Consider the following 589-nt stretch of genomic DNA (forward strand, 5'->3'; position numbering starts at 1 on the left):
TGCAGGGACAGATCGCACTGCCGGTGACCGGCCGCATCAAGCGGCGATTCGGCGCCGACGACGGTAACGGCGCGGTGATGCTAGGCGACATGGTTGCGACACAATCGGGAGCCATCGTTACCGCGCCGGCGGATGGAAATGTGCTTTATGCGGGGCCGTTTCGCTCTTATGGTCAACTCTTGATCCTGAACGCAGGCGACGGCTATCATGTCGTTTTGGCGGGGATGAGCAGAATCAGCGTCGCGACCGGTCAATCAGTGCTTGCAGGAGAGCCGATCGGTGCGATGGGAGAGGCCCGGGTGGCGAGCACCTCGGTTTCGAAGAATGGAAATGCCACGCCGGAACTCTATGTCGAGTTCCGCAAGGATGGAAAACCCGTCGATCCGGCCCCATGGTGGGCGGACCGTTTTTCTGGAAGGACGTGAATAATGCGGAAACTGTCGCTTCTGTTTGCCGGTGCGCTGATGGGCGCGTCCGCCATGAGCCTGGTCTATGGCGCACCCGGCTCGGCGGCGAACGCTGCAGGGTCGGAGACCTACAAGCAACTGGCGATCTTCGGCGATATCTTCGAGCGCGTGCGGGCACAGTA

Annotated in this window: 1 protein-coding gene and 1 pseudogene; both read left to right on the top strand. The window is 61.3% G+C overall.

Going from position 1 to position 589, the window contains the following annotated elements; translation table 11 throughout:
* Positions 1-425: peptidoglycan DD-metalloendopeptidase family protein (locus tag ENZ75_RS33670; RefSeq protein ID WP_164888274.1), on the top strand; the 425-nt coding region annotated here is incomplete at its 5' end.
* Positions 426-589, top strand: a pseudogene (locus tag ENZ75_RS35520) (peptidase S41); the annotation flags it as partial.

Source organism: Mesorhizobium sp. M7A.F.Ca.CA.002.04.1.1, from assembly GCF_004022805.1.
Taxonomy (GTDB): Bacteria; Pseudomonadota; Alphaproteobacteria; order Rhizobiales; family Rhizobiaceae; genus Mesorhizobium; species Mesorhizobium ciceri.